Annotated in this window: 21 protein-coding genes and 3 rRNA genes; 19 read left to right on the top strand and 5 right to left on the bottom strand. The window is 66.3% G+C overall.

Going from position 1 to position 24,073, the window contains the following annotated elements; translation table 11 throughout:
* The first annotated feature begins 28 nt into the window (after window positions 1-28).
* Both K0O62_RS17045 and K0O62_RS17040 read left to right on the top strand, forming a co-directional pair.
* Window positions 29-553, top strand: coding sequence for a hypothetical protein (locus tag K0O62_RS17045; protein WP_073859329.1), 525 nt, complete (start codon window positions 29-31; stop codon window positions 551-553).
* A gap of 4 nt (window positions 554-557) precedes the next feature.
* The gene (locus tag K0O62_RS17040; RefSeq protein ID WP_073859328.1) at window positions 558-776 is read left to right on the top strand and encodes a Trm112 family protein; all 219 of its coding nucleotides are present in this window, start codon (window positions 558-560) and stop codon (window positions 774-776) included.
* On the opposite strand, the gene K0O62_RS17035 is transcribed toward K0O62_RS17040, so the two are convergent.
* From K0O62_RS17035 to K0O62_RS17025, 3 genes are read right to left on the bottom strand one after another with little or no spacing between them, the layout of a single operon-like run.
* Window positions 748-1,353: a TetR/AcrR family transcriptional regulator gene (locus K0O62_RS17035; RefSeq protein WP_073859327.1), complete on the bottom strand. Its 606-nt coding sequence runs from the start codon at window positions 1,351-1,353 to the stop codon at window positions 748-750. The two genes, K0O62_RS17040 and K0O62_RS17035, sit on opposite strands and share 29 nt — an antisense overlap.
* Entirely contained in the window at window positions 1,350-2,177 is an 828-nt protein-coding gene (locus K0O62_RS17030; protein WP_073859326.1) for an ABC transporter permease, read from the bottom strand. The genes K0O62_RS17035 and K0O62_RS17030 overlap by 4 nt, the downstream gene beginning before the upstream one ends.
* Window positions 2,120-2,875 (bottom strand): ABC transporter ATP-binding protein, encoded by a 756-nt coding sequence (locus K0O62_RS17025; RefSeq protein ID WP_073859325.1) that lies wholly within the window; start codon window positions 2,873-2,875, stop codon window positions 2,120-2,122. The genes K0O62_RS17030 and K0O62_RS17025 overlap by 58 nt, the downstream gene beginning before the upstream one ends.
* Window positions 2,876-2,932: 57 nt before the next feature.
* On the opposite strand from K0O62_RS17025, the gene K0O62_RS17020 reads away from it, so the two are divergent.
* The 11 genes from K0O62_RS17020 to recN all read left to right on the top strand — a co-directional run bounded on the left by K0O62_RS17020 (window position 2,933) and on the right by recN (window position 16,290).
* Window positions 2,933-3,544: a DNA-3-methyladenine glycosylase gene (locus K0O62_RS17020; RefSeq protein ID WP_234800291.1), complete on the top strand. Its 612-nt coding sequence runs from the start codon at window positions 2,933-2,935 to the stop codon at window positions 3,542-3,544.
* 17 nt (window positions 3,545-3,561) lie between these two features.
* Window positions 3,562-4,857, top strand: a complete 1,296-nt coding sequence (tyrS, locus tag K0O62_RS17015) for a tyrosine--tRNA ligase (RefSeq protein ID WP_073859323.1) — start codon at window positions 3,562-3,564, stop codon at window positions 4,855-4,857.
* Window positions 4,858-5,255: 398 nt separating this feature from the next.
* Window positions 5,256-6,775: ribosomal RNA gene (locus K0O62_RS17010) — 16S ribosomal RNA — on the top strand.
* Window positions 6,776-7,117: 342 nt separating this feature from the next.
* A 23S ribosomal RNA gene (locus K0O62_RS17005) occupies window positions 7,118-10,239 on the top strand.
* Window positions 10,240-10,415: 176 nt separating this feature from the next.
* A 5S ribosomal RNA gene (rrf, locus tag K0O62_RS17000) occupies window positions 10,416-10,528 on the top strand.
* Together the 16S, 23S and 5S rRNA genes form the textbook arrangement of a ribosomal RNA operon.
* Window positions 10,529-10,720: 192 nt before the next feature.
* The gene (locus tag K0O62_RS16995; RefSeq protein ID WP_073858247.1) at window positions 10,721-11,566 is read left to right on the top strand and encodes a tetratricopeptide repeat protein; all 846 of its coding nucleotides are present in this window, start codon (window positions 10,721-10,723) and stop codon (window positions 11,564-11,566) included.
* A gap of 1 nt (window position 11,567) precedes the next feature.
* Window positions 11,568-12,563, top strand: a complete 996-nt coding sequence (locus tag K0O62_RS16990; protein ID WP_073858246.1) for an HAD-IIA family hydrolase — start codon at window positions 11,568-11,570, stop codon at window positions 12,561-12,563.
* Between the two features lie 26 nt (window positions 12,564-12,589).
* On the top strand, window positions 12,590-12,781 hold the full coding sequence (locus K0O62_RS16985) for a hypothetical protein (RefSeq protein WP_073858267.1): 192 nt from the start codon (window positions 12,590-12,592) through the stop codon (window positions 12,779-12,781).
* 4 nt (window positions 12,782-12,785) lie between these two features.
* Window positions 12,786-13,592 carry a TlyA family RNA methyltransferase gene (locus K0O62_RS16980; protein ID WP_073858245.1) on the top strand — a complete coding sequence of 269 codons (807 nt, stop codon included), beginning with the start codon at window positions 12,786-12,788 and terminating at the stop codon, window positions 13,590-13,592.
* Window positions 13,589-14,527 carry an NAD kinase gene (locus tag K0O62_RS16975; protein WP_073858244.1) on the top strand — a complete coding sequence of 313 codons (939 nt, stop codon included), beginning with the start codon at window positions 13,589-13,591 and terminating at the stop codon, window positions 14,525-14,527. Before K0O62_RS16980 ends, K0O62_RS16975 begins: the two co-directional genes overlap by 4 nt.
* Window positions 14,527-16,290, top strand: a complete 1,764-nt coding sequence (gene recN, locus K0O62_RS16970; RefSeq protein WP_073858243.1) for a DNA repair protein RecN — start codon at window positions 14,527-14,529, stop codon at window positions 16,288-16,290. The genes K0O62_RS16975 and recN overlap by 1 nt, the downstream gene beginning before the upstream one ends.
* A 2-nt stretch (window positions 16,291-16,292) precedes the next feature.
* Here recN and K0O62_RS16965 read toward each other — a convergent pair whose 3' ends face one another.
* Window positions 16,293-17,189 (bottom strand): pyridoxamine 5'-phosphate oxidase family protein, encoded by an 897-nt coding sequence (locus K0O62_RS16965; protein WP_073858242.1) that lies wholly within the window; start codon window positions 17,187-17,189, stop codon window positions 16,293-16,295.
* A gap of 8 nt (window positions 17,190-17,197) precedes the next feature.
* A complete protein-coding gene (locus K0O62_RS16960) occupies window positions 17,198-17,656 on the bottom strand; it encodes a VOC family protein (protein ID WP_073858266.1) in 459 nt (152 codons plus the stop codon).
* Between the two features lie 110 nt (window positions 17,657-17,766).
* On the opposite strand from K0O62_RS16960, the gene K0O62_RS16955 reads away from it, so the two are divergent.
* The 6 genes from K0O62_RS16955 to xerD all read left to right on the top strand — a co-directional run bounded on the left by K0O62_RS16955 (window position 17,767) and on the right by xerD (window position 24,032).
* Complete coding sequence (locus K0O62_RS16955) at window positions 17,767-18,288, top strand: CGNR zinc finger domain-containing protein (protein ID WP_073858241.1); 522 nt, start codon at window positions 17,767-17,769, stop codon at window positions 18,286-18,288.
* A gap of 146 nt (window positions 18,289-18,434) precedes the next feature.
* Complete coding sequence (steA, locus tag K0O62_RS16950; protein ID WP_073858240.1) at window positions 18,435-19,619, top strand: putative cytokinetic ring protein SteA; 1,185 nt, start codon at window positions 18,435-18,437, stop codon at window positions 19,617-19,619.
* Window positions 19,620-19,623: 4 nt separating this feature from the next.
* Window positions 19,624-20,556 (top strand): copper transporter, encoded by a 933-nt coding sequence (locus K0O62_RS16945; RefSeq protein WP_073858239.1) that lies wholly within the window; start codon window positions 19,624-19,626, stop codon window positions 20,554-20,556.
* A gap of 146 nt (window positions 20,557-20,702) precedes the next feature.
* Window positions 20,703-22,475: a CTP synthase gene (gene pyrG / locus K0O62_RS16940; protein ID WP_073858264.1), complete on the top strand. Its 1,773-nt coding sequence runs from the start codon at window positions 20,703-20,705 to the stop codon at window positions 22,473-22,475.
* The gene (locus tag K0O62_RS16935) at window positions 22,468-23,082 is read left to right on the top strand and encodes an NUDIX domain-containing protein (protein ID WP_073858238.1); all 615 of its coding nucleotides are present in this window, start codon (window positions 22,468-22,470) and stop codon (window positions 23,080-23,082) included. Before pyrG ends, K0O62_RS16935 begins: the two co-directional genes overlap by 8 nt.
* Window positions 23,083-23,096: 14 nt before the next feature.
* Window positions 23,097-24,032: a site-specific tyrosine recombinase XerD gene (xerD, locus tag K0O62_RS16930; protein WP_073858265.1), complete on the top strand. Its 936-nt coding sequence runs from the start codon at window positions 23,097-23,099 to the stop codon at window positions 24,030-24,032.
* Window positions 24,033-24,073: the final 41 nt, after the last annotated feature.

The following is a 24,073-nucleotide window of genomic DNA, read 5'->3' as shown; positions in this document are numbered from 1 at the left end:
CTCCCCGGGACGGCAATGAGAGGTTGAGATGACGACGGAGAACGCCCCCACCGGCATTTCCCTGCGCCGCTGGGCGGCCGGTGCCCTGGTGGGCATCGCCGCAGCCGCGGGCCTCGGCCTCGCGCCGACGGCCACTGCGGAGCCGACGACGAACGCCGCCCAGGACCAGCCCCAGCCCCAGCGGGTGTCGCCCGATCAGGTGCTGGTGATGATCTCCGACCAGTACCAGACCGGCCGCGGCGGCGGCCAGATCTCCAAACTGATCGAGCAGGTGATGACCCTGCGCCAGCGCGGTGTCCGCCCGTCGGCGGCCAATTCCCAGGCGTTGCTCGACGGTCTCAACCGCCGGCCCAACCAGGGCCCGCTGATCGAGGCGTTGCAGGCCACCCTGTCCTACCAGCGCCGCACGCTGGCCCAGATGTCGAGCCAGGCGCCGCCGCAGCAGGGTCCGATGGGACCGGCCACCAGCCCGGGCCAGCAGATGGGTCCCGGCGGATGGGGGCCGGGCAACCCGATGCAGGGTGACTCGATCTTCGGAATGCCCGGTCGCTGAGCGGATGACACTGGACGCCAAGCTGCTCGACATCCTGGTGTGCCCGGAGGACCGCGGGCCGCTGGTCTACGTTGCGGGTGAATGCCTGTACAACCCCCGGTTGCGCCGTGCCTATCCGATCGTCGACGGGATCCCGGTGCTGTTGGTCGACGAGGCGGTGGCCGTCACCGATGATGCCGAGCACGACCGGCTGCTCAGCTCAGCGCAGGCAGATCCCCGGTGAGATAGCGCTGCAGATTCGGCGCGATCGTCTCGGCGACGACCTCGGGTGCGAGCCCGGCGAACGGCTGTAGTTCCAGGATGTAGCGCACCATCACCACACCCACCAGCTGGGATGCCACGAACTGCACCCGCATTGCGCCCGAGCCCGGTGGATCGTCCACCCGGGCTCCGAGCTCGGCGGTGATGATCTCCTGCAGGAACGACCGGACCAGACTCACATCGGCACCGGTCAGCAGCGACCGCAACGTCGCGATGAAACCCTTGCCGAGTTCGGAATCCCACAGCGGCAACAGGATTGACGGCAGGACCGTGCCTATCTGATCGACCGGGGTCTCCCGCAGTGGTGTAATCACCCGCATGGGGTCGATCGGGATCTCGATCGCGGCCGCGAAGAGTTGTTGTTTGGTGCCGTAGTAGTGGTGCACCAGAGCGCCGTCGATGCCCGCGTCCGCGGCGATGGCACGGATCGATGTCTTGTCGAAACCGTTGCGGGAGAACAGCTCCCGGGCGCTGTGCAGAATCCGATCGCGGGCCCCGGAGTTGCCCGGCGGGCGTCCGGGGCGCTTGCGCTGGGTCACGGCGTCCTTCTGCGCAGGGTCGCCGCAGCAAGTCCCAGCGCGACCACCGCGAATCCGATCACCACCGCGATGTCGCGCACCGCGATGCCGGTGAGCTCGGCGTGCTCCCCGACCTGCTGTAACGCCTCCAGCGCGTAGCTGGCCGGCAGCGCGTTGCTGATCCACTGCAGCCAGTCGGGCAACGCGTCGCGTGGGACGATGATCCCGCACAACAACAGTTGCGGAGCGATCACCACCGGCATGAACTGCACGGCCTGGAATTCGGTGCGGGCGAATGCGCTGCACAGCAGACCCAGCCCGACCCCGAGCACCGCGTTGACGATGGCGATGACGATCACCAGCGCCGGGCTGCCCGCGGTGCGCAGACCCAGTAACCAGAACGCCACGACGCAGGCCAGGGTGGCCTGGACGGCCGCGGCGATGGAGAACGCCGTCCCGTAGGCGGCCAGCAGGTCGAATCGGCGCAGCGGCGTGGTCAGGATCCGCTCCAGCGTGCCCGACACCCGTTCCCGCTGCATGGTGATCGAGGTGATCAGGAACATCACGATCAGCGGGAAGACGCCGAGCATGATCAGGCAGGCGTTGTTGAACGGTGACGGTGCGCCGGGTCGGCTGGGTAGATCGGCGAACATGTAGTACATCAGCGTGATGATCAGGGTCGGGACGACCAGGATCATCGCCACGCTGCGGTGATCGGCCGCCAGTTGACGCAGGATGCGGGCCGTGGTCGCCAGGTAGGGCGACGGTCCCGGCCGGCCGGGACGGCTCAGGCCGCGGTGCTGCGCCTGATGACGGACAGGAACGCTTCCTCCAGTGATGGACATCCGGTGTCCTCTCGCAGTCGGGCTCCAGTGGTGTGGCTGAGCAGCCGGCCCTCCCGCATGAGCAACAGGTCGCGGCAGTGGTCGGCCTCGTCCATGACATGGCTGGAGACCAGCAGCGTGGTTCCGCTGCGGGCGAGCCGTCCGAACTGCTCCCACAGGTCGACCCGCAGCACCGGGTCCAGCCCGACGGTGGGCTCGTCGAGCACCAGCAGGTCGGGATGGGACACCAGTGCGCAGGCCAGCGACAGCCGGGTGCGTTCGCCGCCGGACAGGTTGGCGCACAGTGCTGTCCGGTGGTCGTCGAGACCCACCGCGGTGACCGCGTCCTCGGCGGCCTGGCGGTCGGTGCCGTACAACGACGCGAAGTAGCGCGCATTGTCGATGACCCGCAGGTCCGGATAGACGGTCGGTTCCTGGGTGACGTACCCGACCCGGCGGCGCAGTGCCGCGCTGCCGGCCGGCAGGCCCAGCACGGTGACGGTGCCCGACGCGATGATCTGGGTACCGACGATGGACCGCATCAGTGTGGTCTTGCCGCAGCCCGACGGGCCGAGCAGGCCGGTGATCGCACCCTGCGGGATGCGTACCGAGACGCCGTCGAGCGCGGTGCGTTTACCCCGGATGACGTGCAGATTCTCGATCTGGACCGCGGGTTCGGAGCCGGCGTGCCGTAATTCATCATCTGATGAACTCCTCATATGTCGAATGTCCGCCGCGGCGCGGGTGGTGTCAAGGGAGCAGGCACAATCGGATCCGTGGGCGCACAGCAGCTGTCGATCGACCCGGTGGCCGCGGCCCGTCGGCTCCTCGGTGCGCAGCTGCACGGACGCGAGGTCAGCGCCACCATCGTCGAGGTCGAGGCCTACGGCGGTCCGCCCGACGGGCCGTGGCCGGATCCGGCCTCCCACTCGTTTCGCGGGCCACGACTGCGCAATACCGTGATGTTCGGGCCGGCCGGGCGGATGTACACCTACCGCAGTCACGGCATCCACGTCTGCGCCAACGTGGCCTGCGGCCCGGACGGTGTCGCGGCCGCGGTGTTGCTGCGGGCGGCTGTCATCGAGGACGGTGAGCCGGTGGCCAGGATGCGCCGCGGGGTCACACCGGCGGGACGGGCGTTGGCCCGCGGTCCGGGAAACCTGTGTTCGGCACTCGGAATCACCATGGACGACAACGGTATTGACCTTCTCGACCCGGACTCTCCGGTCCGTCTCGAGCTGCGGCCACAGAATCCGTCGCTCGCCGGGCCCCGGGTGGGGGTGAGCACCGCCGCCGACCGCGAGTGGCGGTTCTGGACGCCGGGCCGGTCCGAGGTGTCGGCGTACCGGCGCAGCCCCCGGGCACCGGCACCCGGCGCCAGTGACTAGTGCGCGAAGATTGAGCCGTGAGCACTGACATTCTCGACGAGCTGGAGTGGCGCGGCCTGATCGCGCAGTCAACCGACCGGGACGCGCTGGCCGACGCGCTCGCCAACGGACCGCTCACGGTCTATTCCGGGTTCGACCCCACAGCGCCCAGCCTGCACGCCGGCCACCTGGTCCCGCTGCTGACGCTGCGCCGCTTCCAACAGGCCGGACATCGTCCGATCGTGCTGGCCGGCGGCGCCACCGGGATGATCGGCGATCCCCGCGACAGCGGTGAGCGCACCATGCAGACCGCCGACACGGTGGCCGAATGGGCGGGGCGGATCCGCGGTCAGCTGGAACGGTTCGTCCAGTTCGACGGCTCGCCGACCGGCGCCATCGTCGAGAACAACCTGACCTGGACCGGCGAGCTGTCGGCCATCGAATTCCTGCGTGACGTGGGCAAATACTTCTCCGTCAACGTCATGCTGGATCGCGACACGGTGCGTCGCCGGCTCGAGGGTGACGGCATCTCCTATACCGAGTTCAGCTACATGCTCCTTCAGGCCAACGACTACGTGCAGTTGCACGAGCGCTACGGCTGCGGATTGCAGGTCGGCGGATCCGACCAGTGGGGCAACATCGTGGCCGGCGTGCGGTTGGTGCGCCAGAAGCGCGGCGCGGTGGTGCACGCAATGACGACACCGCTGGTCACCGACTCCGAAGGCAAGAAGTTCGGTAAGTCGACCGGCGGCGGCAACATCTGGCTCGATCCCGAACTGACCAGCCCGTATGCCTGGTACCAGTACTTCTTCAACACCGCGGACGCCGATGTCCTCGGGTACCTGAAGTGGTTCACCTTCCTGACCCGCGAAGAGATCGACGCGCTGGCCGAGGCCACCGAGTCGCGCCCGCACGAGCGAGCGGCCCAGCGCACGCTGGCCCGGGAACTCACCACGCTGGTGCACGGGCAGGCCGCCACCGATGCCGTCGAACTGGCCAGTCAGGCGCTGTTCGGCAGGGGAGAGTTGGCCGGCCTCGATGAACCGACGCTGGCCGCGGCATTGCGGGAGGCCAGTAATGGCCAGGTCGCGACGCTGACGCCGGGTGGCGCCACCGCGATCACCGACCTGCTGGTGTCCACCGGGCTGTGCAAGAGCAAGGGGGAGGCGCGGCGCACGGTCGGCGAGGGCGGCGCGTACGTGAACAACGTGCGTATCGAAAGCGACGAGTGGGTACCACAGGAATCGGACTTTCTCCACGATCAATGGCTCGTGTTGCGACGTGGCAAGCGGCACATTGCCGGAGTGGCGCGTGGGACCGCTGAGTCGTCCTGATGTCAGCGCGCTGACCTGCGGGAACGCCTCGCTGACCTGCGGATTTGACTCCCCGTTAGCCCTGCCGTAACTTATTGCAAGTCAGAGCGACACGGACAAGAGCCGGAGAGCGAAGACAAATCCGAGAGGGAAACCCATTAAGGTGGGTTTATCTCACTGCCTGCAGGACCTACGCGGCTTAATCGCCGGGTAACCAGTGCGCAGTAAAATCGGGCGTGTTGTTTGAGAACTCAATAGTGTGTTTGGTGGTTTTTGTTTGTTGTTTTTGGCCATCTTGGTGGGGGACTCCCCGTCTTCCTGTCACATGGGATGGTTGTTTTTTTGATGCCAGTTTTGGTGTCTTTTGTTTGATCGAATTTTTCTGATTCGAATTCACCTGTCTTTGGATGGGTTGTTTTTGTTTGGAGAGTTTGATTCTGGCTCAGGACGAACGCTGGCGGCGTGCTTAACACATGCAAGTCGAACGGAAAGGCCCTTCGGGGTACTCGAGTGGCGAACGGGTGAGTAACACGTGGGTGATCTGCCCCGCACTTTGGGATAAGCCTGGGAAACTGGGTCTAATACCGAATATGACCGCGCTCTTCATGGGGTGTGGTGGAAAGCTTTTGCGGTGTGGGATGAGCCCGCGGCCTATCAGCTTGTTGGTGGGGTAATGGCCTACCAAGGCGACGACGGGTAGCCGGCCTGAGAGGGTGACCGGCCACACTGGGACTGAGATACGGCCCAGACTCCTACGGGAGGCAGCAGTGGGGAATATTGCACAATGGGCGCAAGCCTGATGCAGCGACGCCGCGTGAGGGATGACGGCCTTCGGGTTGTAAACCTCTTTCAGCACAGACGAAGCGCAAGTGACGGTATGTGCAGAAGAAGGACCGGCCAACTACGTGCCAGCAGCCGCGGTAATACGTAGGGTCCGAGCGTTGTCCGGAATTACTGGGCGTAAAGAGCTCGTAGGTGGTTTGTCGCGTTGTTCGTGAAAACTCACAGCTTAACTGTGGGCGTGCGGGCGATACGGGCAGACTTGAGTACTGCAGGGGAGACTGGAATTCCTGGTGTAGCGGTGGAATGCGCAGATATCAGGAGGAACACCGGTGGCGAAGGCGGGTCTCTGGGCAGTAACTGACGCTGAGGAGCGAAAGCGTGGGGAGCGAACAGGATTAGATACCCTGGTAGTCCACGCCGTAAACGGTGGGTACTAGGTGTGGGTTTCCTTCCTTGGGATCCGTGCCGTAGCTAACGCATTAAGTACCCCGCCTGGGGAGTACGGCCGCAAGGCTAAAACTCAAAGAAATTGACGGGGGCCCGCACAAGCGGCGGAGCATGTGGATTAATTCGATGCAACGCGAAGAACCTTACCTGGGTTTGACATGCACAGGACGCTGGTAGAGATATCAGTTCCCTTGTGGCCTGTGTGCAGGTGGTGCATGGCTGTCGTCAGCTCGTGTCGTGAGATGTTGGGTTAAGTCCCGCAACGAGCGCAACCCTTGTCCTATGTTGCCAGCGGGTTATGCCGGGGACTCGTAGGAGACTGCCGGGGTCAACTCGGAGGAAGGTGGGGATGACGTCAAGTCATCATGCCCCTTATGTCCAGGGCTTCACACATGCTACAATGGCCGGTACAAAGGGCTGCGATGCCGTGAGGTGGAGCGAATCCTTTCAAAGCCGGTCTCAGTTCGGATCGGGGTCTGCAACTCGACCCCGTGAAGTCGGAGTCGCTAGTAATCGCAGATCAGCAACGCTGCGGTGAATACGTTCCCGGGCCTTGTACACACCGCCCGTCACGTCATGAAAGTCGGTAACACCCGAAGCCGGTGGCCTAACCCCTTGTGGGAGGGAGCCGTCGAAGGTGGGATCGGCGATTGGGACGAAGTCGTAACAAGGTAGCCGTACCGGAAGGTGCGGCTGGATCACCTCCTTTCTAAGGAGCACCACGAGACCTGTTGCCCGCCCACATCGTGTGGGAGTTCGGTGACTCAGGCGATTCGTTGGATGGCCTCACACCTGTAGTGGGTGGGGGTCTGGTGCACAACAAACTTTGAGAAACTGCCAGACACACTATTGGGCTTTGAGACAACAGGCCCTGCGGTGCCGGACTCGTTGGAGTCCTGGTTGCCGGCCGCGAGTCCCGGAAGCGATTCTGGTTCGGACGGTGTCTGTTGGCATCTAGCACGCAAGAGGAGTCTGGGTTTCCTTCGGGAGCCCGGGTTTTTGTTGTGTGTGTTTGATGTGCAATTTTTTCTTCTATTTGGTTTTATCTGTGTTGTAAGTGTTTAAGGGCGCATGGTGGATGCCTTGGCATTGGGAGCCGATGAAGGACGTAGGAGGCTGCGATAAGCCTCGGGGAGCTGCCAACCGAGCGTTGATCCGAGGATGTCCGAATGGGGAAACCCAGCACGAGTGATGTCGTGTTACCTGCATCTGAATATATAGGGTGCAGGGGGGAACGCGGGGAAGTGAAACATCTCAGTACCCGTAGGAAGAGAAAACAAAAGTGATTCCGTGAGTAGTGGCGAGCGAAAGCGGAGGATGGCTAAACCGTATGCATGTGATACCCGGCGGGGGTTGTGTGTGCGGGGTTGTGGGGCGTTTCTTCTCTCATCCGCCGATGAGGGCAACAGTAAAAAAAGTTTGTGTTAGCGGAAGTGGTCTTGGGATGGCCTGCCGTAGACGGTGAGAGCCCGGTACGTGAAAACATGAACTCTGTTGTGAGACTGTCCCCGAGTAGCAGCGGGCCCGTGAAATCTGCTGTGAATCTGCCGGGACCACCCGGTAAGCCTGAATACTTCCCAATGACCGATAGCGGATTAGTACCGTGAGGGAATGGTGAAAAGTACCCCGGGAGGGGAGTGAAATAGTACCTGAAACCGTGTGCCTACAATCCGTCAGAGCCCTCGACTTGTCGTGGGGTGATGGCGTGCCTTTTGAAGAATGAGCCTGCGAGTCAGGGACATGTCGCAAGGTTAACCCGTGTGGGGTAGCCGCAGCGAAAGCGAGTCTGAATAGGGCGTATCCAATCCAGAGGGGTTGGTGTAGTGGTGTGTTCTGGACCCGAAGCGGAGTGATCTACCCATGGCCAGGGTGAAGCAGCAGTAAGATGTTGTGGAGGCCCGAACCCACTTAGGTTGAAGACTGAGGGGATGAGTTGTGGGTAGGGGTGAAAGGCCAATCAAACTCCGTGATAGCTGGTTCTCCCCGAAATGCATTTAGGTGCAGCGTTGCGTGTTTCTTGCCGGAGGTAGAGCTACTGGATGGCCGATGGGCCTCACAAGGTTACTGACGTCAGCCAAACTCCGAATGCCGGTAAGTGAAAGCGTGGCAGTGAGACGGCGGGGGATAAGCTCCGTGCGTCGAGAGGGAAACAGCCCAGATCGCCGGCTAAGGCCCCTAAGCGTGTGCTAAGTGGAAAAGGATGTGCAGTCGCGAAGACAACCAGGAGGTTGGCTTAGAAGCAGCCACCCTTGAAAGAGTGCGTAATAGCTCACTGGTCAAGTGATTGTGCGCCGATAATGTAGCGGGGCTCAAGCACACCGCCGAAGCCGCGGCATCGAAACTTGTTTTCGATGGGTAGGGGAGCGTCCTGCATCCAGTGAAGCAGCGGAGTGATCCAGTTGTGGAGGGTGTGGGAGTGAGAATGCAGGCATGAGTAGCGATAAGGCAAGTGAGAACCTTGCCCGCCGAAAGACCAAGGGTTCCTGGGGCAGGCCAGTCCGCCCAGGGTGAGTCGGGACCTAAGGCGAGGCCGACAGGCGTAGTCGATGGACAACGGGTTGATATTCCCGTACCCGTGTGTGCGCGCCCATGATGAATCAGAGGTACTAACCGCCCAAAGGTGGCCTATCCAATCCTTCGGGAGCGGAAAGTCGCCGGCTGCGCGGGACCTTCTCTGGTAGTAGTCAAGCGATGGGGTGACGCAGGAAGGTAGCCGTACCGGTCAGTGGTAATACCGGGGTAAGCCTGTAGGGAGTCAGATAGGTAAATCCGTCTGACATATATCCTGAGAGGTGATGCATAGCCGATTGAGGCGAATTCGGTGATCCTATGCTGCCGAGAAAAGCCTCTAGCGAGCTCACACACGGCCCGTACCCCAAACCAACACAGGTGGTCAGGTAGAGAATACTAAGGCGTACGAGATAACTATGGTTAAGGAACTCGGCAAAATGCCCCCGTAACTTCGGGAGAAGGGGGACCTCCTACTGTCATGGCCCTTGCGGCCGGCAGCGGTGGGGGGTGGCACAAACCAGTGAGAAGCGACTGTTTACTAAAAACACAGGTCCGTGCGAAGTCGCAAGACGATGTATACGGACTGACGCCTGCCCGGTGCTGGAAGGTTAAGAGGACCTGTTAATCCTTCGGGGTGAAGCAGAGAATTTAAGCCCCAGTAAACGGCGGTGGTAACTATAACCATCCTAAGGTAGCGAAATTCCTTGTCGGGTAAGTTCCGACCTGCACGAATGGCGTAACGACTTCTCAACTGTCTCAACCATAGACTCGGCGAAATTGCACTACGAGTAAAGATGCTCGTTACGCGCGGCAGGACGAAAAGACCCCGGGACCTTCACTACAACTTGGTATTGGTGCTCGATACGGTTTGTGTAGGATAGGTGGGAGACTGTGAAGCATGCACGCCAGTGTGTGTGGAGTCATTGTTGAAATACCACTCTGATCGTATTGGGCCTCTAACTTCGAACCGTATATCCGGTTCAGGGACAGTGCCTGGTGGGTAGTTTAACTGGGGCGGTTGCCTCCTAAAATGTAACGGAGGCGCCCAAAGGTTCCCTCAACCTGGACGGCAATCAGGTGTTGAGTGTAAGTGCACAAGGGAGCTTGACTGCGAGACATACATGTCGAGCAGGGACGAAAGTCGGGACTAGTGATCCGGCACCTCTGAGTGGAAGGGGTGTCGCTCAACGGATAAAAGGTACCCCGGGGATAACAGGCTGATCTTCCCCAAGAGTCCATATCGACGGGATGGTTTGGCACCTCGATGTCGGCTCGTCGCATCCTGGGGCTGGAGCAGGTCCCAAGGGTTGGGCTGTTCGCCCATTAAAGCGGCACGCGAGCTGGGTTTAGAACGTCGTGAGACAGTTCGGTCTCTATCCGCCGCGCGCGTCAGAAGCTTGAGGAAACCTGTCCCTAGTACGAGAGGACCGGGACGGACGAACCTCTGGTCCACCAGTTGTCCCACCAGGGGCACGGCTGGATAGCCACGTTCGGACAGGATAACCGCTGAAAGCATCTAAGCGGGAAACCTTCTCCAAGACCAGGCTTCTCACCCATTAAGTGGGATAAGGCCCCCCGCAGACCACGGGATCGATAGACCAGACCTGTACACCTAGCAATAGGTTTAGGGAACTGGCACTAACCGGCCGAAAACTTACACACACCCACCACGCGTGGGTAGCAGATAAAACACGTGTAAGAAAAAAAGACGCATTCAAACAACGCCCGCAACCACACCACACTCGGACACATCAACCAGCAATGGTTGACACACTCCACCACCAAAACACACTTCCCCCACCATCGGTGAGGGACGCCCAGAAACGGGTGAATAAAGTTACGGCGGCCATAGCGGCAGGGAAACGCCCGGTCCCATCCCGAACCCGGAAGCTAAGCCTGCCAGCGCCGATGATACTACCCAAAAGGGTGGAAAAGTAGGACACCGCCGAACACACATTAAGCCCGCGGCCCTCCAAACCCAGTTTGGAGGGCCGCGGCATTTGTGCATTCAAATGGATTTACACGACCATTCTTTTCGGCACCCATTCCAAGGTGAACAATGGTCATATTCGCGCAACTGTCGAGATGTGTCGGCTCCCGGCTATCCTTTGCAGAACGCGTTTGAACGATCAGGAAGGCAACTGTGGCCGAGGACAGACAAGGCGGCAGCGGCGAGCGGCGGCCAGGCCGGCCGGCGGGCGACGGCCCGCGCTCCGGTGGCGGCGGCGGGTACGCACGACGCGGCGGGCGGGACCGGCCGAAACCCCCGTGGTCATCGAGCCCGGACGGGCCTCGTCGAGACTTCCGCGGCGGCCGCGAGACCATCTCCACCGGCCCGCCGATCCCCCCGGAGATCGAGGCCAAGCAGCTCTCTCCGGAGATCCGCAGTGAACTGATCACCCTGGACAAATCCACCGCCGACGTGGTGGCCCGCCATCTGGTCGCCGCGGGTGAACTCCTCGAAGACGACCCGGCCGCCGCGCTGGAGCATGCCCGCGCCGCTCGCGCCCGGTCCGGGCGCATCGCCGCGGTCCGCGAGGCCGTCGGCATCGCCGCCTACTACTGCGGGGACTGGGCCCAGGCGCTCGCCGAACTGCGCGCCGCCCGCCGGATGGGCAGCAAGTCCGCGCTGCTTCCGTTGATCGCGGACTGTGAACGCGGTGTCGGACGCCCCGAGCGAGCCATCGAACTGGCCCGCAGTGAAGAGGCCCAGCAGCTCACCGGCGACGATGCCGACGAACTGCGCATCGTCGTCGCCGGCGCCCGCTCCGACCTCGGGCAGCACGAACAGGCCCTGGCGGTGCTGTCCAGCCCACCGCTGGACACCACGCGCCTCGGGTCGACCAGTGCCCGGCTGTTCTACGCCTACGCGGAGACCCTGCTCGCGCTCGGGCGGTCCGACGAGGCCGTGCAGGCCTTCCTCAACGCCGCCGCCGTCGACGTCGAGGGCGTCACCGACGCCGAAGAGCGCGTCGCCGAGCTGACCTGAGATGGGGACGCTGGCACAGGAGCATGATTGCCTGCTCCTGGATCTCGACGGCACCGTCTTCCGCGGCCACGAACCCACCACCGGTGCGGTGGAAAGCCTGGCGGGGGTGCAGGCCCGCGCCCTCTACGTCACCAACAACGCGTCCCGTTCGGCGGCCGAGGTCGCGACCCACCTTCAGGAACTCGGCTTCGCGGCCGCACCCGAGGACGTCGTCACCAGCGCGCAGAGCGCTGCCCGGCTGCTGGCCGGCCAGCTGCCCGCCGGCGCCACCGTCCTCATCGTCGGTACCGATTCGCTGGCAGCCGAGATCGAGGCGGTCGGCCTGAAGCCGGTGCGTACGTTCGACGCCGAGCCCGTCGCCGTCGTGCAGGGTCACTCACCGCAGACCGGCTGGCCGGATCTGTCCGAGGCGGCGCTGGCGATCCGGGCCGGGGCGCTGTGGGTCGCCGCCAACGTCGACCGCACCCTGCCCTCCGAACGGGGCCTGCTGCCGGGCAACGGTTCGATGGTCGCCGCGCTGCGGACCGCCACCGACAGCGAGCCCCAGGTCGCCGGCAAGCCGGCGCCCACACTGATGAACGATGCGCTGGCGCGTGGGGAATTCCGGACTCCGCTGGTGATCGGCGATCGGTTGGACACCGACATCGAGGGCGCCAACGCCGCGGGGCTGCCCAGCCTGATGGTGCTGACCGGGGTGAACAACGCCGCGGACATGGTGCACGCCCCCGTCGGGAGCCGGCCGGACTACCTCGCCGAAGACCTGCGTTCCCTGAACGCCGACGCCGCGACGCTGCGGATCGGCGCCCACCCGGCCTGGCGTGTGGACACCGACGGCTCGACGGTCACCGTGCATGCCACCGGCGCCGAGGACGGTGACCCGCTGAGCGTCGTGCGGGCCGCCGCGCACGCGGTATGGCAGGGCGAGGGCGGCGTGCGGGTGCGGGCCGGTGACGACACGGCACGCACCGCTCTCCAACGCTGGTCGCTGCTGTCCTGACCGCATCGGCTAGCGTGATCAGCGATATGAGTACCGATCCCGAGCAGATCCGCACCGACATCGCGGCGCTGCTGGCCGACCTGCCGGATATTGAATCGGGTGGGTTGGAGGACGCCGAAATAGACGCCGTCGCAGCGCGCCTGGAACAGGCGCACGACCTGCTGGTCCGCGCCCTGGAATCGGTGGAGGGCCGGGGCGACGCGACCCGGGAGCGCTGACCCGATGGCGCGACGGGCACGGGTGGATGCCGAGCTGGTGCGACGCGGGCTGGCCCGCTCACGCCAACAGGCCGCCGAACTGATCAACGCCGGCCGGGTGCGCATCGACGGTATGCCGGCCGCCAAACCGGCCACCGCGGTGTCGGTGGACGCCAAGCTGACGGTCGCCGCCGACGAACGCACCTGGGTGTCGCGCGGCGCGCACAAGCTCATCGGCGCCCTCGACGCGTTCGGGGTGCCCGTCGCGGGCCGGCGCTGCCTCGACGCGGGGGCCTCGACCGGTGGCTTCACCGAGGTCCTGCTGGACCGGGGCGCCGCCGAGGTCGTCGCCGCCGATGTCGGCTACGGGCAGCTGGCCTGGTCGCTGCGGTCCGATGAGCGGGTGCACGTCCTGGAACGCACGAATGTGCGCTCCCTGACCGCGGAGGCCATCGGCGGGCCGGTCGATCTGGTGGTCGCCGACCTGTCGTTCATCTCGCTGGCCACCGTGCTGCCCGCGCTGACCGCGTGCGCGTCACCGGATGCCGATATCGTGCCGATGGTGAAGCCGCAATTCGAGGTCGGGAAGGACCGGGTCGGCCCGGGTGGGGTGGTGTCGGACCCGGCACTGCGTGCCGAGGCGGTCCTGGCGGTCGCGCGCCGGGCCGCCGAATTGCACTGGCACACCGTCGGGGTCACCGCCAGTCCATTGCCGGGGCCGTCCGGCAATGTCGAGTTCTTCCTGCGCTTCCGTGCCGAAACCGACGCGCCACTGACCGGTGACGAGCTCGAACGCGCCGTTTTTCGTGCCATCGACGAAGGGCCGCAATGACTTCCGAACAATCCAGCGCCCAGCGTTCCATCCTGTTGGTTGTGCACACCGGCCGTGAGGAGGCCACCGAGACCGCGCGCCGGGTCGAGAAGGTGCTCGGCGGGCACGGCATCGCCTTGCGGGTGCTGACCGCCGAGGCCGTCGACCGTGGCTCGCTGCATCTCGCCCCGGAGGAGATCCGGGCGCTGGGTGTGCAGCTCGACGTCGTCGACGCCGACGAACAGGCCGCCGAGGGTTGTGAACTGGTGCTCGCGCTCGGGGGTGACGGCACGTTCCTGCGTGCGGCCGAGCTGGCCCGCAACGTCGAGATCCCGGTCCTGGGCATCAATCTGGGGCGGATCGGCTTTCTGGCCGAGGCCGAAGCCGAGGCTCTCGACGATGTCCTCGAGCACGTCATCGCGCGCGACTACATCGTCGAGAAACGGATGACGCTCGACATCGCGGTCCGCGAGGGCGGCGAGATCAGGGACCGCGGCTGGGCACTCAACGAGGCGAGTCTGGAGAAGGGCCCCCGGCTCGGTGTGCTCGGTGTCGTGTTGGAGGTCGACGGCCGCCCGGTGTCCTCGTTCGGCTGCGACGGGGTGCTGGTCTCGACACCCACCGGGTCCACCGCGTACGCGTTCTCCGCGGGCGGGCCGATCCTGTGGCCGGACCTCGAGGCGATCCTGGTGGTGCCCAACAACGCCCACGCGTTGTTCGCCCGTCCCATGGTGACCAGCCCGAACGCCGCCATCGCCATCGAGATCGAGGCGTCCGGCCACGACGCGGTCGCGTTCTGCGACGGCCGCCGCAAGATGGTGGTGCCGGCCGGTGCTCGCCTGGAGGTCACCCGCTGCGGCACCTCGCTCAAATGGGTGCGCCTCGACAGTGCGCCGTTCACCGACCGGCTGGTGCGCAAATTCCGGCTGCCCGTCACGGGATGGCGTGGTCAGTAGTGCTTTCCGAGATTCGAATCGAGTCCCTGGGCGCGATCAGTTCGGCGACGGCCGAGTTCGATCGCGGGCTGACGGTCCTGACCGGCGAGACCGGCGCCGGCAAGACGATGGTGGTGACCGGGCTGCACCTGCTGGGCGGCGCCCGCGCGGACGCCAGCCGGGTGCGTACCGGCGCGGACCGCGCCGTGGTGGAGGGGCGTTTCACCACGACCGAACTGGGCCCCGACGTCACCGTGCGCATCGACGAGATCCTCGATTCCTCGGGTGCCGAACGTGATGACGACGACAGCGTCATCGCGGCGCGCTCGGTGAACCGCGACGGGCCGTCGCGCGCCTACCTGGGGGGCCGCAGTGTGCCGGCGAAATCGCTGAGCGGTTTCACCAACGAGCTGTTGGCGTTGCACGGGCAGAACGATCAGCTACGGCTGATACGCCCCGACGAGCAGCGCGGTGCGCTGGACCGGTTCGCCGACGTCGGTGCCCCGCTGCGCAAGTACCGCATGCTGCGCGAGGAGTGGCTGGCCGCGCGCCGGGACCTGGTCGACCGCACCGAGCGGGCCCGCGAACTGGCTCTCGAGGCGGACCGGCTGACCTTCGGGCTCAACGAGATCGATGCCGTCGACCCGGCGCCCGGCGAGGACGACACCCTCGTCGCCGACATCCGCCGGCTCTCCGAACTCGATGCGCTGCGGGAATCCGCGGCCGGGGCGCGCGCGGCGCTGGCGGGTCCCCCCGACGACGACGGCACCGATGCCTTCTCGGCTGCGGCCAACGTCGCCTCCGCCAAGGCCGCCCTGGAGGGCACCGACGACGGTGCCTTGCAGGCGCTGGGGGAGCGGCTGGCCGAGGCGGTCGCCGTGATCGCGGACGTAGCTACCGAACTCGGCGATTTCCTCTCCGAACTGCCCAGTGACGCAAGCACATTGGAAACCAAGCTGGCCCGCCAGAGCGAGCTGCGCGGGCTGACCCGCAAGTACGGCGCCGATATCGACGCGGTGCTGGCCTGGGCGAAGGACGCGCGCAGCCGGCTGTCGCAGCTGGACGTCTCCGAGGAGGCGCTGGCCGGGCTGGCCCAGCGGGTCGACGAGCTGCAGACCAAGGTGGTCGCCGCGGCGGCCGACCTCACCAAGGCCCGCAACAAGGCGGCCAAGGGATTGGCCAAGGCCGTCACCGCCGAGCTGGCCGGGCTGGCGATGTCCGGCGCCGACTTCGGCATCTCGGTGGCCCCGTTGCCGGCCCGCGCCGACGATTCGGCACCGATCGTGCTGGCCGACGGCACCACGGCGCACGCCGGTCACGACGGGGTCGACGCGGTGGAGTTCGGCTTCGCCGCGCACCGCGGTACCGATCTGCTGCCGCTGGCCAAGAGCGCGTCCGGCGGTGAGCTGTCCCGGGTGATGCTGGCCTTGGAGGTCGTGTTGGTGGCCTCGCGCGCCGATTCGATGGGCACCACCATGGTGTTCGACGAGGTCGATGCCGGTGTGGGCGGACGCGCCGCGGTGCAGATCGGTCGCCGGTTGGCCCGGCTGGCCCGCACCCACCAGGTCATCGTCGTCACGCACCTGCCGCAGGTGGCCGCCTACGCCGACACCCACCTGGTGGTGGAGAGCGGTCCGAAGTCCAGCCGGGTGGTCCGGCTACAGGATGAGGACCGGGTGGCCGAGCTGGCCCGGATGCTCGCCGGGCTCGGCGATACCGACAGCGGCCGGGCGCACGCCCGAGAGCTGTGGGAGTCCGCCCGGGCCGACCGCGCCGAGGCCTGAGCTCACGCCGGGTTGGCCGGCGAGAGTTCGGCGGTGCTCCAGCGCAGTGGGCTGACACCGGTCACCTCGACTGTCTGCTCGATGGTGAACTCGACCCAGCACTGCGCGCCCGGCCCCGTCTCCCAGATGATCTCGGCGGTTCCGGTGAGCTGCAATGTGGTCCCGGTGCTCCAATCAGGGATCAGCAGTCCGGCGCGCGGGTTGGCGGCGATATTGCCCAGCGTCATGAACATCGAGTTGCCCCGGTAGTCGGGCCAGCGCAACCGGTTCGGCGAAAGTACCTGTAGGAAGCCCGGGTTGCCGCCGCGGTGTGACGCGTCGGCATTGCCATCGGCATCCGCCGACCCGATGAAGAAGGTGTCGGCTGCGGCGATGATCTGCTGGGTGCGATCGTCGAGGGCCGTCGCGTGGCGCTGCACGCGTTCGCCGGCCGCTTCCGTCGCACCCTCGACGTGCCTGCGGGAAATGTATTTCGGGCAGTTCGAATAGACCTGATCCGGCCGGATCCGCAGACCGGACCCGGTCGGCGTCGCGACCCCGTTGACCCGCATGCGCCGTCGCGTCCGGGGGTCAACGGCGATCATGCCGACCCGGCGGGGTTCTCCGGCCAACACGTCGTGCAGTGGGTCACCGGTGACCGGCAGCGCGTCGACGGCGATCTGCTCGTTGTCGTCAGGGCCGTCCAGGACGTGTAGGAAGCCGGGCGGCCCGGTGACCAGGCCGGCCCAGATCTGGCTTGCGTCGTCGGCGGCGGCCAGCACGACCATCGGTTGATCGGCCAGGAAATGTGCGGCGGCATCCGGGATCTCGGTGCGGACCATGCGACTCAGGCGGGCGGCGATATCGCTCTGGCCCAGTCGGCGTTGCACCGCGAGTTCGCCGGCGTGATAGACGGTCATGGCGCGGCTCAGAAGAAGCCGCAGGTCGGCGACTCGCCGTGCGGTGCGGCTTCGGCCTCGGCGCCGCTGGGTGCGAAGACCTCCAGTCGGATCCCGTCCGGGTCGGTGAAGAAGATGCCGCCCGATGCCGTGCCCTCACCATGGGCGACGACGCCGTCGTGGGCGAACGTCGCGCCCAGATCCTTGAGAGCCGCCTCCACGGCGCGGACCTGGTCGATGGTGTCGACCTGAAATGACAGGTGATGCAGACCGGGTGTCCGGGCGGAGAACTCACCGTCGCTCTGCTGCCAGAGGGTGAGGCGCAGGTCGCCGTCGATGCCGAGGAAGGCGAATCGGCGCTCGCCCTCGTCGCTGATCGCCAGCTGGTCGAAACCCAGTGCGCGACGGTAGAAGTCCACCGACCGGGCCAGGTCGGTGACGTTCAGCCCGATATGGCCGGGGGCGATCTGCGGGGTGGTCGTGGTCATCGTGCGTACCTCCATGTAACCGTCATATTGATAATTGAAGGTTAGGGGGGTCCGGTAGTTCTGTCAACCGTCTATTCTGGGTTTGATGGTTACGACAGGAGGGGTGAGTCATGCGTGATCCACGACCGCACGTCGGGGAACCCCTCGCGCTGGATCTGCTGAACACCCGGTGGATGTCGCCCGACGGTCCGCGGGATCTGCTCGAGAATGTGGACGGGCTGCAGATCTGGCTGGAGGCCAACGGCCTGGACCGGCGTTGTGTCGCCGACGAGAAGATGCGGCTGGCGCTACTGCGTGCGCGGGAAGCCGTGTTGCGGGTGGTCGCCGACGATGACGCCGCGGAGCTGAACGAGGTGCTCGATCACGGCCGGGTGCGGCGCACGCTCGGGCCGACCGGCCCCCGCGACGAGGTCGAGGTGTCGCGCGCGGAATGGCTGCCGGGCTGGCTGGCCGCCGAGGATCTGCTGCGATTGGTCGCCGAGGCGCCCGGCCGGATCAAGCAGTGCGCCCACGAGAGCTGCGTGCTCTGGTTCCTCGACACCTCCAAGAACGGCGCCCGGCGCTGGCATTCGATGGCGACCTGTGGCAACCGGGCCAAGGCGGCGCGGCACTACGCCTCCAGGCGTGATTGAGGCGGGCATCCAGGCGTGAATGAACCGGCGACGAAGCGCGATTGAGACCGTTCGTCTGTTGCAGATGTGACAGAAAGAAACTTATGAGGCTGATGTTACGGCGCGCCTCCACCTCACCTTGAGGGTTGGCGGCCAGAATCGCCCCCATGAAGATGTCAGCGTTGCTATCGCGTAATGCCAGCTCAAAGCCGGGCGTAGTCGGTACCGCCCGCGTTGACCGTGACATCGACCGATTGCTTCGGCGCATCGGTCCGGGCGACATCGTCGTCCTCGACGCCCAGGACCTGGACCGCATCACCGCGGACGCGTTGGTGGAAGCCGAGATCGCCGGTGTGGTCAACGCCTCGCCGTCGATCTCCGGCCGGTACCCCAACCTCGGACCCGAGGTGCTGGTGGCGAACGGGATCGTCCTCATCGACGAGGCGGGCCCGGAGATCTTCAAGAAGATCAAGGACGGGGCCCGCGTCCGGCTGAACAACGGCGGCGTCTACTCCGGTGACCGCCGCATCGCCGTCGGTACCGAGCGCACCGATCTGGAGATCCACGAGCTCATGGTCGAGGCCAAGAGTGGGCTGGTGGCGCACCTGGAGGCGTTCGCCGGGAACACCATCGAGTTCATCCGCAGTGAGAGCCCGCTGCTGATCGACGGTATGGGCATCCCCGACATCGACGTCGACATGGACCGCCGGCACGTCGTCGTGGTCGCCGAAGGGCCGGGCGCCGCCGAGGATCTCAAGGCGCTCAAGCCGTTCATCAAGGAGTACCAGCCGGTCCTGGTCGGTGTCGGCGCCGGCGCGGATCTGCTGCGCAAGGCCGGCTACCGCCCGGCGCTGATCGTCGGCGATCCCAGCACCATCAGCACCGACGCGCTGCGCTGCGGCGCCCAGGTGGTGCTGCCCGCCGACGCCGACGGGCACGCCCCCGGCCTGGAGCGCATCCAGGACCTGGGGGTGGGCGCGATGACGTTCCCGGCCGCCGGTTCGGCCGCCGACCTCGCGCTGCTGCTGTGCCACCATCACGGGGCGTCGCTGATCGTCACCGCCGGGCACAGCGCCACCATCGAGGAGTTCTTCGACCGCTCGCGTCAGCAGAGCAACCCGTCGACCTTCCTGACCCGGCTCAAGGTCGGGGAGAAGCTCGTCGACGCCAAGGCCGTCGCCACGCTGTACCGCAGTAGGGTCTCCGCGGGTGCGATCGCGATGCTGGTACTGGCCATGCTGGTCGCGGTGATCGTCGCGCTGTGGGTCACGCGCGCCGACGCCACCGTCATCGAATGGGTGGTCGACTACTGGAACCGCTTCCTGCTCTGGGCGCAGGGTCTGGTCTCCTAGAACCGTGATCTCACTGCGCACGCACGCCATCTCGCTGGCGGCGGTCTTCCTGGCACTGGCCATCGGTGTGGTGCTGGGCTCGGGACTGTTCTCCGACACCGTGCTGTCCGGCCTGCGCAGCGACAAGGCGGACCTGCGCAGCCAGATCGACGCACTCAACGACGACAAGAACGAACTCAACGAAAAGCTCAGTGCGGCGGGGGAGTTCGACGGGATCATGGCGCCGCGCATCCTGCGCGACACCCTGCGGGACAAGGCGGTGGTGCTGTTCCGGACCCCCGATGCCACCGACAACGACGTGGACGCGGTGACGCGGCTGGTCGGACAGGCCGGGGCCGGGGTGAGCGGCACCATCGCGCTGACCCCGCAGTTCGTCGACGCCAACTCCTCGGAAAAGCTGCTCTCGGTGGTGAATTCACCGATCGTGCCGACCGGGCGCCAGTTGAGCACCAACTCGGTGGACCAGGGTTCCCAAGCCGGTGACCTTGTCGGCATCTCGGTGTTGCGCGGCAAGGAACCCGCCGTTGCCGACGACCAGCGCGAGACCGTGCTGGCCACCCTGCGCGACACCGGATTCATCACCTACGGCACCGAGAAGGTCGGCGCCGCGGACACCGCGGTGATCGTCACCGGCGGCGCGCTCGGAGACGACGCCGGCAACCGGGGCGCCACCGTGGCGCGCTTCGCGGCCGGCCTGGCCCCGCACGGCGGCGGCACGGTGCTCGCCGGTCGGGACGGCTCGGCGTCGGGGACCGCCGCGGTCGCGGTGATCCGGTCCGACGCGGCGCTGTCCGGGGCGGTCAGCACCGTCGACAACGTCGACGTGGAGTCCGGCCGCATCACCACCGTGTTGGCGTTGGGTGAGCTGCTGCGCGGCGGCCAACCCGGCCGGTTCGGCACCGGGCAGGGTGCGACGTCGGTCACGGTGCCGCAGTAGAGCCACGTAGAACACTGCTCGTCCCCGGCGCGCCAGGCGCGGCTTGTCGGCGCTGGTGTTAAGGTGAACTTCCGTGGGTCGGCAGGCCCTGAGTAGGTCGAAAATCGGTTGATTACCTACTCGCCCCATCGCCACGGAGGTTGTTCTTGCCCGTACTACGCAAGCACCCGCAGACCGCGACCAAGCACCTCTTCGTCAGCGGTGGTGTTGCTTCTTCGCTCGGTAAAGGCTTGACGGCCAGTAGCCTCGGGCAGCTGCTCACCGCGCGTGGGCTACAGGTGACGATGCAGAAGCTGGATCCGTACCTGAACGTCGATCCCGGCACCATGAACCCGTTCCAGCACGGCGAGGTGTTCGTCACCGAGGACGGCGCGGAGACCGACCTCGACGTCGGCCACTACGAGCGGTTCCTCGACCGCAACCTGTCCGGGTCGGCGAACGTGACCACCGGTCAGGTGTACTCGACGGTGATCGCCAAGGAGCGCCGCGGCGAGTACCTGGGCGACACCGTCCAGGTCATCCCGCACATCACCGACGAGATCAAGCGCCGCATCCTGGCCATGGCCGAACCCGACGCGGCAGGCAACCGGCCCGACGTGGTGATCACCGAGATCGGCGGCACGGTCGGCGATATCGAATCGCTGCCGTTCCTGGAGGCCGCCCGGCAGGTCCGCCACGAAGTCGGCCGGGACAACTGCTTCTTCCTGCACGTCTCGCTGGTGCCCTACCTGGCGCCGTCCGGTGAGCTCAAGACCAAGCCCACCCAGCACTCGGTGGCCGCGCTGCGCAGCATCGGCATCACCCCCGACGCGCTGATCCTGCGTTGTGACCGCGATGTGCCCGAGGGCCTGAAGAACAAGATCGCGCTGATGTGCGACGTGGACATCGACGGCGTCATCTCCACCCCGGACGCCCCGTCGATCTATGACATCCCCAAGGTGCTGCACCGCGAGGAACTCGACGCCTACGTGGTGCGCCGGCTGAACCTGCCGTTCCGCGACGTGGACTGGACGCAGTGGAACGACCTGCTTCAGCGCGTGCACGAACCGCGGGAAACCGTCCGAATCGCCTTGGTGGGCAAGTACATCGACCTGTCGGATGCCTATCTGTCGGTGGCCGAGGCGCTGCGTGCCGGTGGGTTTGCGCACCATTCCAAGGTCGAGATCCGGTGGATCGCCTCCGACGACTGCGAGACCGACGCCGGGGCGGCCGCCGCCCTCGACGAGGTACACGCGGTGCTGATCCCGGGTGGCTTCGGTATCCGCGGCATCGAAGGCAAGCTCGGCGCCATCCGGTACGCCCGCAAGCGCAAGGTGCCGCTGCTGGGGCTGTGCCTGGGCCTGCAGTGCATCGTCATCGAGGCGGCGCGCTCGGTCGGCCTGACCGAGGCCAGCTCGGCCGAGTTCGACCCCGACACCCCGGACCCGGTGATCGCGACCATGGCCGACCAGTTGGACGCGGTCGCCGGTGAGGCCGACCTCGGCGGCACCATGCGCCTGGGTGCCTACCCCGCGGTGCTGGAGCCGGGATCCATTGTGGCCCAAGCGTACGGAGCCACCGAGGTGTCCGAACGGCACCGGCACCGCTACGAGGTCAACAACTCCTACCGGGACCGGATCGCCGAGAGTGGACTCAAGTTCTCCGGCACCTCACCGGACGGGCACCTGGTCGAGTTCGTCGAGTACGGCGCGGACGTGCACCCGTTCCTGGTCGGCACCCAGGCCCACCCCGAACTCAAGAGCCGGCCCACCCGGCCGCATCCACTGTTCGCCGCGTTCGTCGGCGCCGCACTGGACTACAAGGCCGGCGAGCGACTCCCGCTGGAGGAGGTCTCGCGCACCAACGGCGCCGACCACGCCGGCACCGACCAAACCGAGGACGCCGGGCAGCCCGCACCTGAGCCTGCCCATCGTGGCTGACCACGACTTCGATACCGAGTCCAGCGAGACCGTCTACGCCGGAAAGATCCTCGCGTTGCGCGTCGACGACGTGCGCATGCCCGGCGATGCCGTGGCGCGCCGCGAGGTGGTCGAGCATTTCGGGGCGGTGGCCGTCGTCGCGCTCGATGAGAACGACCGGGTCGCGATGGTCTACCAGTACCGGCACCCGGTGGGCCGACGGCTCTGGGAGCTACCCGCCGGGCTGCTCGACGTGGGCGGGGAGGCGCCGGTGCTGACCGCCGCCCGGGAACTGCACGAGGAGGCCGGGCTGGCCGCCGAGAACTGGTCGGTGCTGGTCGACCTGGTGACCTCGCCGGGCTTCGCCGACGAGAGCGTGCGGGTCTTCCTGGCCACCGGTCTGTCGCTGATCGACCGGCCCGCAGCCGAACATGAGGAAGCCGACCTGAAGCTGGACTGGCTGCCGCTGGCCGAAGCCGTGCGGCGGGTGCTCTCCGGTGAGATCGTGAATTCGATTGCGGTGGCCGGGATTCTGGCAGCCCATGCCGCAACCGACCGGTCCGCGCTGCGGTCGGCGGACAGCCCGTGGATTGATAAGCCCCACGCGTTCGCGGCGCGGCAGGGATAACAGTGACGACCGCGATGAGGGTGCTGGACGAACAGATACAGGGCTATCTGGACCACCTCACCATCGAGCGCGGCGTCGCGGCCAACACCCTGAGCTCCTACCGGCGTGATCTGCGCCGCTATGCCGAACACCTGACCGGCCGGGGCATCGCCGATCTGCGTGCGGTCGGCGAGCACGACGTCAGCGACTTCCTGGTGGCGCTGCGCAAGGGCGACCCGGACAACGGGGTGACCGCGCTCTCGGCGGTGTCGGCGGCTCGCACCCTGGTCGCGGTGCGCGGACTGCACCGGTTCCTCACCGCCGAGGGGGTCGTCGAGACCGATGTGTCCCGGGCGGTCAAACCGCCGACCCCGACCCGCCGGTTGCCCAAGAGCCTCACCCTCGACGAGGTGGTGTCGCTGCTGGAGGCCGCCGGCGGCGACCGGGAGTCCGACGGGCCGCTGACCCTGCGCAACCGGGCGCTGCTGGAGGTCCTCTACTCCACCGGCGCGCGGATCTCCGAGGCCGTCGGCCTGGACGTCGACGACGTGGACACCGAATCGCGGTCGGTGCTCCTGCGCGGCAAGGGCGGCAAGCAGCGTCTGGTGCCGATCGGCCGGCCCGCGGTCAGTGCGCTGGAGAACTATCTGGTGCGCGGGCGCCCGGGTCTCGCGAGCCGCGGCAAGGGGACCCCGGCGATCTTCCTCAACGCCCGCGGCGGCCGGTTGTCCCGGCAGAGCGCCTGGCAGGTGCTGCAGGACGCCGCAGAGGCCGCCGGCATCGCCTCGGCGGTCTCCCCGCACACCATGCGGCACTCGTTCGCGACGCACCTGCTCGAGGGCGGCGCCGACGTGCGCGTCGTGCAGGAACTGCTGGGTCACGCCTCGGTGACCACCACCCAGATCTACACCCTGGTGACGGTCAGCGCGCTGCGCGAGGTGTGGGCCGGCGCACACCCGCGGGCACGCTAGCCCGATCACCGGATTCGGCCGCTCCGCGCGGCGACCGGTGC

The sequence above is a fragment of the Mycolicibacterium diernhoferi genome (genome assembly GCF_019456655.1).
GTDB lineage: Bacteria > Actinomycetota > Actinomycetes > Mycobacteriales > Mycobacteriaceae > Mycobacterium > Mycobacterium diernhoferi.
Note: the sequence above shows the minus strand (reverse complement) of the source record. Positions and strands in the feature narration are given on the sequence as shown.

Excerpts from the sequence above, each read along its gene's own strand:
- K0O62_RS17045 (WP_073859329.1), top strand. The coding sequence starts at position 29 with ATGACGACGGAGAACGCCCCCACCGGCATTTCCCTGCGCCGCTGGGCG.
- K0O62_RS17040 (WP_073859328.1), top strand. The coding sequence starts at position 558 with ATGACACTGGACGCCAAGCTGCTCGACATCCTGGTGTGCCCGGAGGAC.
- K0O62_RS17030 (WP_073859326.1), bottom strand. The coding sequence starts at position 2,177 with ATGTCCATCACTGGAGGAAGCGTTCCTGTCCGTCATCAGGCGCAGCAC.
- K0O62_RS17025 (WP_073859325.1), bottom strand. The coding sequence starts at position 2,875 with ATGAGGAGTTCATCAGATGATGAATTACGGCACGCCGGCTCCGAACCC.
- K0O62_RS16990 (WP_073858246.1), top strand. The coding sequence starts at position 11,568 with ATGGGGACGCTGGCACAGGAGCATGATTGCCTGCTCCTGGATCTCGAC.
- K0O62_RS16985 (WP_073858267.1), top strand. The coding sequence starts at position 12,590 with ATGAGTACCGATCCCGAGCAGATCCGCACCGACATCGCGGCGCTGCTG.
- K0O62_RS16980 (WP_073858245.1), top strand. The coding sequence starts at position 12,786 with ATGGCGCGACGGGCACGGGTGGATGCCGAGCTGGTGCGACGCGGGCTG.
- K0O62_RS16975 (WP_073858244.1), top strand. The coding sequence starts at position 13,589 with ATGACTTCCGAACAATCCAGCGCCCAGCGTTCCATCCTGTTGGTTGTG.
- K0O62_RS16965 (WP_073858242.1), bottom strand. The coding sequence starts at position 17,189 with ATGACCGTCTATCACGCCGGCGAACTCGCGGTGCAACGCCGACTGGGC.
- K0O62_RS16960 (WP_073858266.1), bottom strand. The coding sequence starts at position 17,656 with ATGACCACGACCACCCCGCAGATCGCCCCCGGCCATATCGGGCTGAAC.
- K0O62_RS16955 (WP_073858241.1), top strand. The coding sequence starts at position 17,767 with ATGCGTGATCCACGACCGCACGTCGGGGAACCCCTCGCGCTGGATCTG.
- steA (WP_073858240.1), top strand. The coding sequence starts at position 18,435 with ATGAAGATGTCAGCGTTGCTATCGCGTAATGCCAGCTCAAAGCCGGGC.
- xerD (WP_073858265.1), top strand. The coding sequence starts at position 23,097 with ATGAGGGTGCTGGACGAACAGATACAGGGCTATCTGGACCACCTCACC.